At 63.3% G+C, this 8185-nt stretch carries 7 protein-coding genes; 6 read left to right on the top strand and 1 reads right to left on the bottom strand.

Annotation, left to right across the window (positions count from 1 at the left end; all coding sequences use genetic code 11):
• Nucleotides 1–134 precede the first annotated feature (134 nt).
• The gene (locus JOZ76_RS05610) at nt 135–1307 is read right to left on the bottom strand and encodes an acetyl-CoA C-acetyltransferase (protein ID WP_291697638.1); all 1173 of its coding nucleotides are present in this window, start codon (nt 1305–1307) and stop codon (nt 135–137) included.
• A gap of 233 nt (nt 1308–1540) precedes the next feature.
• On the opposite strand from JOZ76_RS05610, the gene JOZ76_RS05605 reads away from it, so the two are divergent.
• The 6 genes from JOZ76_RS05605 to JOZ76_RS05580 all read left to right on the top strand — a co-directional run bounded on the left by JOZ76_RS05605 (nt 1541) and on the right by JOZ76_RS05580 (nt 7962).
• The gene (locus tag JOZ76_RS05605) at nt 1541–2107 is read left to right on the top strand and encodes a TetR family transcriptional regulator (RefSeq protein ID WP_441299983.1); all 567 of its coding nucleotides are present in this window, start codon (nt 1541–1543) and stop codon (nt 2105–2107) included.
• A 118-nt stretch (nt 2108–2225) separates the two neighbouring features.
• A complete protein-coding gene (locus tag JOZ76_RS05600) occupies nt 2226–2984 on the top strand; it encodes an SDR family NAD(P)-dependent oxidoreductase (RefSeq protein ID WP_291697636.1) in 759 nt (252 codons plus the stop codon).
• Between the two features lie 83 nt (nt 2985–3067).
• Nucleotides 3068–4939 (top strand): AMP-binding protein, encoded by a 1872-nt coding sequence (locus JOZ76_RS05595; RefSeq protein ID WP_291697635.1) that lies wholly within the window; start codon nt 3068–3070, stop codon nt 4937–4939.
• A gap of 197 nt (nt 4940–5136) precedes the next feature.
• The gene (locus JOZ76_RS05590) at nt 5137–6264 is read left to right on the top strand and encodes an acyl-CoA dehydrogenase family protein (RefSeq protein WP_291697634.1); all 1128 of its coding nucleotides are present in this window, start codon (nt 5137–5139) and stop codon (nt 6262–6264) included.
• Nucleotides 6265–6326: 62 nt separating this feature from the next.
• On the top strand, nt 6327–6698 hold the full coding sequence (locus JOZ76_RS05585; RefSeq protein WP_366938540.1) for a hypothetical protein: 372 nt from the start codon (nt 6327–6329) through the stop codon (nt 6696–6698).
• Nucleotides 6699–6714: 16 nt separating this feature from the next.
• The gene (locus tag JOZ76_RS05580) at nt 6715–7962 is read left to right on the top strand and encodes an acyl-CoA dehydrogenase (protein WP_291697632.1); all 1248 of its coding nucleotides are present in this window, start codon (nt 6715–6717) and stop codon (nt 7960–7962) included.
• The last annotated feature ends 223 nt before the right edge of the window (nt 7963–8185 follow it).

Below are 8185 nucleotides of genomic sequence, written 5' to 3'. Positions count from 1 at the left end.
ATCCAGGGTTGCGCGCGAGATCCTGGATTGCTTCGCTTCGCTCGCAATGACGACGTTTGTTCCTGCCCTGAACTTCTGCCTGTGGTTATGGGTCCCGGCTTTCGCCGGGACGACACCGCGTGTGTGGATGCGGCTTACAGCCGCTCGACGATCGTCACATTCGCCATACCGCCCCCTTCGCACATGGTCTGCAGGCCGTAGCGCTTGTTGCGCTGCTGCAGCGCGTTGACCAGCGTGGTCATCAGCTTCGTGCCGGACCCGCCAAGGGGATGGCCGAGCGCGATGGCGCCGCCATTGACGTTGAGCCGCGCCGGATCGGCGCTGGTCGTCTTCAGCCAGGCCGTCGGCACCGAGGCAAACGCCTCGTTGACCTCGAACAGGTCGATGTCGTCGATCTTCATGCCGGCCTTCTTCAGCGCGCGCTCGGTGGCGTGCAGCGGCGCGTCCAGCATGATGACGGGATCGCCGCCCATCATGGTCATGTGATGGATGCGCGCCAGCGGCTTGGCGCCGAGCTGCTTCAAGCCCTTCTCGTTGACGACGACTACGCCGGAGGCGCCGTCGCAGATCTGGCTAGCGCTCGCCGCCGTCAGCTTGCCGTTCTCGGCGATCAGCTTGACGCCCTTGATGCCGTCGAGGCTGACGTCGAAGCGAATGCCTTCGTCGATCGTGTGCGTGTCGGTTGTGCCGTCGGCGCGGGTGATCTCGAGCGGAACGATCTCGGAGTTGAAATGGCCGCCCTGAGTTGCCGCTATTGCGCGCTGGTGACTGTTATATGAATACGCGTCGAGATCATCTTTGGACAGGCCGTATTTCTCGGCCATCATCTCCGCGCCGGTGAACTGGCTGAACACGATGTTCGGGTAGCGCTGCTCGATGTTAGGACTCTTGTAATGGCCAAACCCGTTCTTGGCCGGCAGTTGCGAGGCAAGCCCCATCGGCACGCGCGTCATCGATTCCACGCCGGCTGCGATCACCACGTCCATCGCGCCCGACATGACGGCCTGCGCCGCAAAGTGCAGCGCCTGCTGCGACGAACCGCATTGCCGATCGATCGAGGTGCCGGGCACGCTTTCCGGCAGTTTTGAGGCCATGATCGCGTTGCGCGCGACGTTGTTGGACTGCTCACCCGCCTGCATCACACAGCCCATGATGACGTCCTCGATCTGGTCGGGGGCGGCGCCGGAGCGTTCGACGAGGGCGTTGAGCACGGTCGCCGCGAGGTCCGCCGGATGCCAGCCGGCGAGGCGTCCTCCCTTGCGGCCGCCAGCGGTGCGCGCGGCGGCAACGATATAGGCCTCGGCCATCTGCTATCTCCCTGATTTTTCTATGTGCTTATGAATGTCGCGGCGGATTTAAGTCGCCTTGGCGAATTTAGTCAATCGATCAATTAACTTTTGAGCTCTGCGGTTTCGTCAGGTTATCTGTCGGTCTCGACGGATCTGGATGGGACCGCAATTTGACAAGCAGCGCGCTGAACAGGGTTCCCGCGGCCAGGAACGGCACGGCCGAAAAGCTGCTGGTCGCGGCGAGCGATCTGATGATCGAGCGCTCCTCGATCGATGTCTCCTTGAGCGACATCGCGCAAAAATCCGGCGCCAACTCGGCGCTGGTCAAATACCACTTTGGCAACAAGGACGGGCTGCTGCTCGCGCTGCTGGCGCGGGATGCTGCGACCGAAGTCGAGGGTCTCGAATATCTTTTGAGCCAGCCGATCACGCCGACCGAAAAACTCAAGCTGCACATCGCCGGCATCATTCGCGCCTACCGGCGCTTTCCCTATATGAATCGGCTGATCCATTACTTGCTGCATGAATCGAGCGCCGAGGCCGCCGACGAAGTCTCGAAATTCTTCGTTGCGCCGCTCCTGGATTTTCATCGCCGGCTGCTTGCCGAAGGTGTGCGGAGAGGCGAATTTCGCGAGATCGATCCGATCCTGTTCTACACCAGCCTGATCGGCGCCTGCGATCATCTGTTCTTCGGCCGGCACGCGATGACCCGCGCGAGCGGCGTCGGCCCGGTCACCGATGAGGTCTGCCGCGCCTACATCAAGCATATGGAGGGCTTGCTGTGTGGCGGCGTTCTGACCAAGGAAAGAAGCGAGTAGGGAATAGCGAATAGCGAATAGAGCAGAAGTGGTTGGGCAGGGCATCTTCCCTATTCCCTATTCGCTATTCACTATTCGCTATTCGCTTGAACAAGAAACGTCCAAGGAGAGCTAACCAATGCAGTTGAAAGACATTGCCGTTGTCATCACCGGCGGAGGCTCGGGCCTTGGCGCCGCCACCGCCCGCGCGATGGCGGAAAAAGGCGCAAAGATCGGCGTGCTCGACCAGAGCCAGGAGAACGCCGACAAGATCGCAACTGAGGTGAAGGGCGTGGCCCTCCATGCCGACGTCACCGACGAGGACCAGGTCAAGGCCGGTCTGGCAAAGGCGGAAGCCGCGCACGGCATCGCTCGCGTGCTGGTGAACTGCGCCGGGATCGGCGGCTCGCAGCGCATCGTCGGCCGCGATGGCGTCTATCCGCTGGCAAAATTCGCGCGCATCATCAATGTCAACCTGATCGGCACCTTCAATTGCCTGCGCCTGTTTGCCGAGCGTCTCGTGACTGCGGAGGCGGTCGGGGAAGAGCGCGGCGTCATCATCAACACGGCATCGGTGGCCGCCTTCGAAGGGCAGATTGGCCAGATCGCCTATTCCGCATCCAAGGGCGGCATCGTCGGGCTCACGCTGCCGGCGGCGCGCGATCTCGCGAGCCAGAAGATTCGCGTCAACACCATTGCGCCCGGCATCTTCCTCACGCCGTTGCTGATGGGATTGAACGAGGAGGCGCGCAAGAGTCTCGGCGCCCAGGTGCCGCATCCGGCGCGGCTCGGCGAGGCGTCGGAATATGGCGCGCTCGCGGTCCACATCGTCGAGAATGCGATGCTCAATGGCGAGACCATCCGGCTCGATGGCGCGATCCGCATGGCGCCGCGGTAAACCGACTTCGCTGCCGTCCCCGCGAAAGCGGGGACGACAAGAATAGCGATCCGGGCAACGGGCGATATTTTGGGAGACCCAATATGGAAGGCACTGCCGCCGCGCTCGCCAAGCCGGGCTTTCGCAAGATCGAATGGCTGCCGCGCGATATCGCGGTCGAGCGACGCGACGATGGCGTGATTGTGCTGAAGTCGCGCATCCCGCTGAGAGAATACGACAAGCACGTCCCGGCCTCGCTGGCGCAATGGGCCGATCAGGCGCCGGAGCGCATCTGGCTGGCGCAGCGCGCGGGCGAAACGCGGCAATGGCGAAAAGTGTCCTATGGCGAGGCCAAGCGCACAGTCGATGCGCTGACGCAGGGGCTGATCAATCTCGGCCTCGAGGCCGGGCGTCCGCTGGCGATCCTCTCGGGCAATTCGATCGAGCATGCGCTGATGACGATGGCCGCGATGCAGGCGCGGCATCCGGCAGCCCCCGTGTCGCCGGCCTATTCGCTGATGAGTCATGATCATGCCAAGCTGAAATATCTGTTCGATCTCATCAAGCCGGCCGCCGTGATGGTGCAGGACGGCCCGACTTTCGAGAAAGCGCTGAAAGCGCTTCCGCTCGATGACGTCACGGTGATCCATGTGGCGCGGCCCTGTGACGGCATCAGGAGCACGGCCTTCGCCGATCTTGGGGCGACGCCTGTGACAGGCGAGGTCGTGGACTCGATCGCGCAGATCACGCCGGACACCGTCGGCAAGCTGCTGTTCACCTCAGGCTCGACCGGCATGCCCAAGGCCGTCATCAACACGCAGGCGATGATGTGCGCCAATGCCGCGATGATGATGCAGGTGCGGCCGCGCGATCCGAACGGGGCGCGTCCGATCATCCTCGACTGGATGCCGTGGAACCACACCATGGGTGGCAATGCCGCCTTCAATCCGCTGCTGATCGATGGCGGCACGCTCCATATCGACGATGGCAGGCCAATCCCCGGCCAGTTCGAGGAGACGCTCAGGAATCTGCGCGAGATCTCGCCGACCTCTTACGCCAACGTGCCGGCCGGCTATGCCGCGCTCGCGGCGGCCATGGAGAAGGACGAGGCGCTATGCCGCAGCTTCTTCAAGAACCTCACGCTGATGGCGTATGGCGGCGCGCGGCTGCCCGACGACCTCTATGACCGCATGCAGGCACTTGCGGTGCGTACGACCGGCCAGCGCATCGTGTTCTACACCGGCTGGGGCTCGACCGAGACCGCGCCGACTGCGACCGGGACCTATTGGGATACCGAGCGCGTCGGTCTGATCGGCCTGCCGTTTCCCGGCGTCGAATTGAAGATGGTGCCGTGCGGCGCGAAATTTGAGCTGCGCCTGCGCGGCGTCAACGTCACGCCCGGCTATTTCGGTCAGCCCGATCTGACCAGCGCCGCGTTCGACGAGGAGGGTTTTTATTGCATCGGCGATGCCGGCGTGTTCGTCGATCCCGATGATCCGGCGGAAGGCATCATCTTTGCCGGCCGCGTCGTGGAAGACTTCAAGCTCACCACCGGCACCTTCGTTCATGTCGGCTCGCTCCGCACAGATGCCATCGCCGCTGCGACGCCCGTCATCCACGACGCGCTGGTGACGGGCCAGGATCGCCCGTTCATCGGCCTGCTGGCCTGGCCAAATCTGCACGCCTGCCGCCAATTGACCGGCAATGCAGAAGCGAGCTTTGCGGACGTCGTGAAACATCCTGCCGTCATTGTCTGCCTGAAACGTGGACTGGAAGCGCACAATGCGGCCTGCGAGCGCGCCAGCAGCCGGCGCATCGCCCGCGCCATGCTTTTGGTCGAGCTGCCTTCGATCGACGGCAACGAGCTCACCGACAAGGGCTACATCAACCAGCGTGCCGGGCTCGCGCGCCGCGCTGCGCTGGTCGAGCGGCTCTATGCCAACGTTCCTGATGACGATGTGATTATTTTGAGCTGATCGTAGGATGGCAGCGAAACCCATCAGCCGCAACCAAGTCATCGATGGGTTCGCTTCGCTCCACCCATCCTACGAGGCTATGTCGTCATTCCGGGGCGCGCGTGAGCGCGAACCCGGAATCCAGAAGTTACTTACATCGAGATTCCGGGTTCGCTCGCTTTGCGAGCGCTCCGGAATGACAGCAAGAGGCAGGCGCCATGAATTTCGACTTCTCCGAGGACCAGAAGCAGCTGCGCGACCAGGCGCGGAAATTCCTGAGCGAAAAATGCCCGCCGAAGGCGGTCCGTACCGTGCTCGACGGCAAGGCCGATTACGATCGCGAGCTGTGGAAGGGGCTGGCCGAAATGGGCTTTCTCGGCGTCGCGATCCCCGAAGAATATGGCGGTGCCGGTGCAGGCCATCTCGAGCTTTGCGTGATCGCCGAAGAGATGGGCCGCGCGATGGCGCCGGTGCCATTTTCTTCGACGGTGTATCTCGCGGCCGAAGCGCTGCTGCTCGCCGGGAGCGACGCGCAGAAGCAGAGATGGCTGCCGAAAATCGCGTCGGGCGAAGCGATCGGCACGCTCGCGCTGTTCGAAGGCAAGGGCAATCCGTCGCCGCAGGGAATCAGGCTCGACGCGGCGGGCGGCGTGCTCAACGGTGTGAAGAAGCCGGTTCCCGACGGCGCGATTGCTGATTTCGTGATCATCGCCGCGCGCACGGGATCGAGCGGCCGCGACGACGATATCTCGCTGTTTCTGGTCGACGTCAAAGCCGGCGGGGTCGAAGCCAAGGTGCTGACCAATCTCGACCCGACGCGCGGACAGGCCGAACTCACCTTTGGGAATTGCAAGGCCGAACCGCTCGGCGCAACCGGCGAAGGCTTTGGCATGCTTACCCAGCTGCTCGATCGCGCAGCCGTGCTGGTCGGCTTCGAGCAAATCGGCGGCGCCGACCGCGCGCTGGAGATGGGCCGTGACTATGCGCTCGACCGCATCGCCTTCGGCCGGCCGATCGGCTCGTTCCAGGCGATCAAGCACATGCTCGCCGACATGTACGTGTCGGCGACGCTGGCGCGCTCCAACTGCTACTACGGCGCCTGGGCACTCTCGACCAATGCGGCGGAGCTGCCGGAAGCCGCGGCCTCGGCCCGCATCAGCGCCACGCAGGCGTTCCAGCACTGCGCCAAGAACAACATCCAGGTGCATGGCGGCATGGGTTTCACCTGGGAGTTCGACTGCCACATGTATTACCGCCGCGCCAACGCGCTGGCACTCTCGCTCGGAAGCCTGTCCTATTGGGAGGATGCGCTGATCGATCGCCTGCGCAAGAAGAATGCGGCGTAGCCCGCACCCGTGAGGTCACCATGAACTCACCGCCCGTCAATGTGTTTTTCTACGGCCTGTTCATGGACGTCGAGGCGTTACGCGCGAAGGGACTTCATCCCGTCAATCCGCGCAAGGCTTGCGTTTCGGGAATGGCGCTGCGGATCGGACAGCGCGCGATGCTGGTGCCTGATCCAGCAAAATGCGCCCATGGTTTTGTGATCGGATTGTCTCACGAGGACCTCGTGCAGCTCTACGCGGAGCCGAGCGTTGCTCAATATCGACCGGAAGCCGTGATCGCGCAGCTTGAGGACCGGTCCATTGTCCCGGCGCTCTGCTTCAACCTTCCTCCGTCACACGAATCCGAAGGTCAAAATTGGGAATACGCCGCAAGGCTGCACGAGATCGCCAACCGGTTGGGCCTGCCGGCTGATTACACGGCTACGATTCAATGAACTCAAGGATGACGCCATGAACTTCGATGACACCCCGCAGGAAGCCGAGTTCCGCAGCATCGCGCGGCAGTGGATCGACGCGAACGCGCCAAAAGAACTGGAAGCGGAGCTCTCAAAATCCTCGCTCGGCCGCATCCGCCTGCACGACCGCGACATCGTCGAGGTCGGCAAGGCCTGGCAGAAGAAGAAGGCAGAGGCCGGCTGGGCCTGCCTGCACTGGCCAAAGGAGTATGGCGGCCGTGGGGCTTCGCCGATCGAGCGGGTGATCTGGCAGCAGGAAGAGGGCGTCTACGGCAAGCTGACGCAGCCGTTCCAGATCGGCGAGGGCATGTGCGGGCCGACCGTGATGGCCTATGGCAGCGAGGAGGCCAAGCGGCGCTACCTGCCAAAACTCGCATCCGGCGAGGAGATCTGGTGCCAGCTGTTTTCCGAACCGGCCGGCGGCTCCGACGTCGCGGGGCTTCGCACGCGAGCGGAGAGGAGGGACGGTGAGTGGATCGTCAACGGTCAGAAGATCTGGACGTCGGGCGCGCATTACTCCGACTATGGCCTGCTCATTACCCGCACCGATCCCAATGTGCCCAAGCACAAGGGGCTCACGATGTTCTTCCTCGACATGAAGAGCCGAGGCGTCGAGGTCAGGCCCATCAAGCAGGCCAACGGCATGCAGGAGTTCAACGAGGTCTATTTCAGCGATGTGGTCATCCCTGACAGCCAGCGGCTCGGCCAAGTCGGCGACGGCTGGAACGTGTCGCTGACCACGTTGATGAACGAACGCATGTCGATCGGCGCGCGGCTGGCGACCGGCTTTCCGGAGATGTTCGAGTTCTGCGCCGATCTGATGCTGGAAGGCAGACCCGCGATCGATGATCGCGCCGCCCGTTCGAAGCTGGCGAGTTGGGCGGTGAAGGCCAGCGGACTGAAATACACCAGCTACCGCGCGATCTCCGCGCTGTCGAGGGGCGAGCGGCCGGGACCGGAAAACTCGATCGGCAAGCTCGTCGCCGGTTCCATGCTGCAGGATATTGCGACTTACGCGATGGACCTCGAGGGCGCGGCCGGCGTGCTGACGGGAGCCGACGAGGAAGAGGCGCGGGGCCAGTTCCAGCAGATGCTGCTGTCCTCGCCCTCCATGCGCATTGCCGGCGGTACCGACGAAATCCTGCGCAACATCATCGCCGAGCGCGTGCTCGGGTTGCCCGGCGACATCCGTGTCGACAAGCACGTGCCGTTCAACAAGATCCCGACCAGGGGACGGACATGAGGTCATTCCCGGGCGCAGCGGAACGCTGCGAACCCGGAATCTGAGATCCCGGATGGCGCGGTGCAAAAGACCGTGCCTCATGCAACCGCAGCCCTCGGCTGGAGATCAGCTCCAGCGAGGCGACTGAAAAGTTCCGCAAGGCGATGGTTCGGGCCGCCACGAGTGGGCAGCCGGCGAACTCCGATCTTTCCTGTCCAAGACAATACCATGGCGTCGATCTGGA

Origin of the sequence: Bradyrhizobium sp. (assembly GCF_019244115.1) — a bacterium.
GTDB lineage: Bacteria > Pseudomonadota > Alphaproteobacteria > Rhizobiales > Xanthobacteraceae > Bradyrhizobium.
This window is presented reverse-complemented; position numbering and strand designations above follow the sequence as displayed.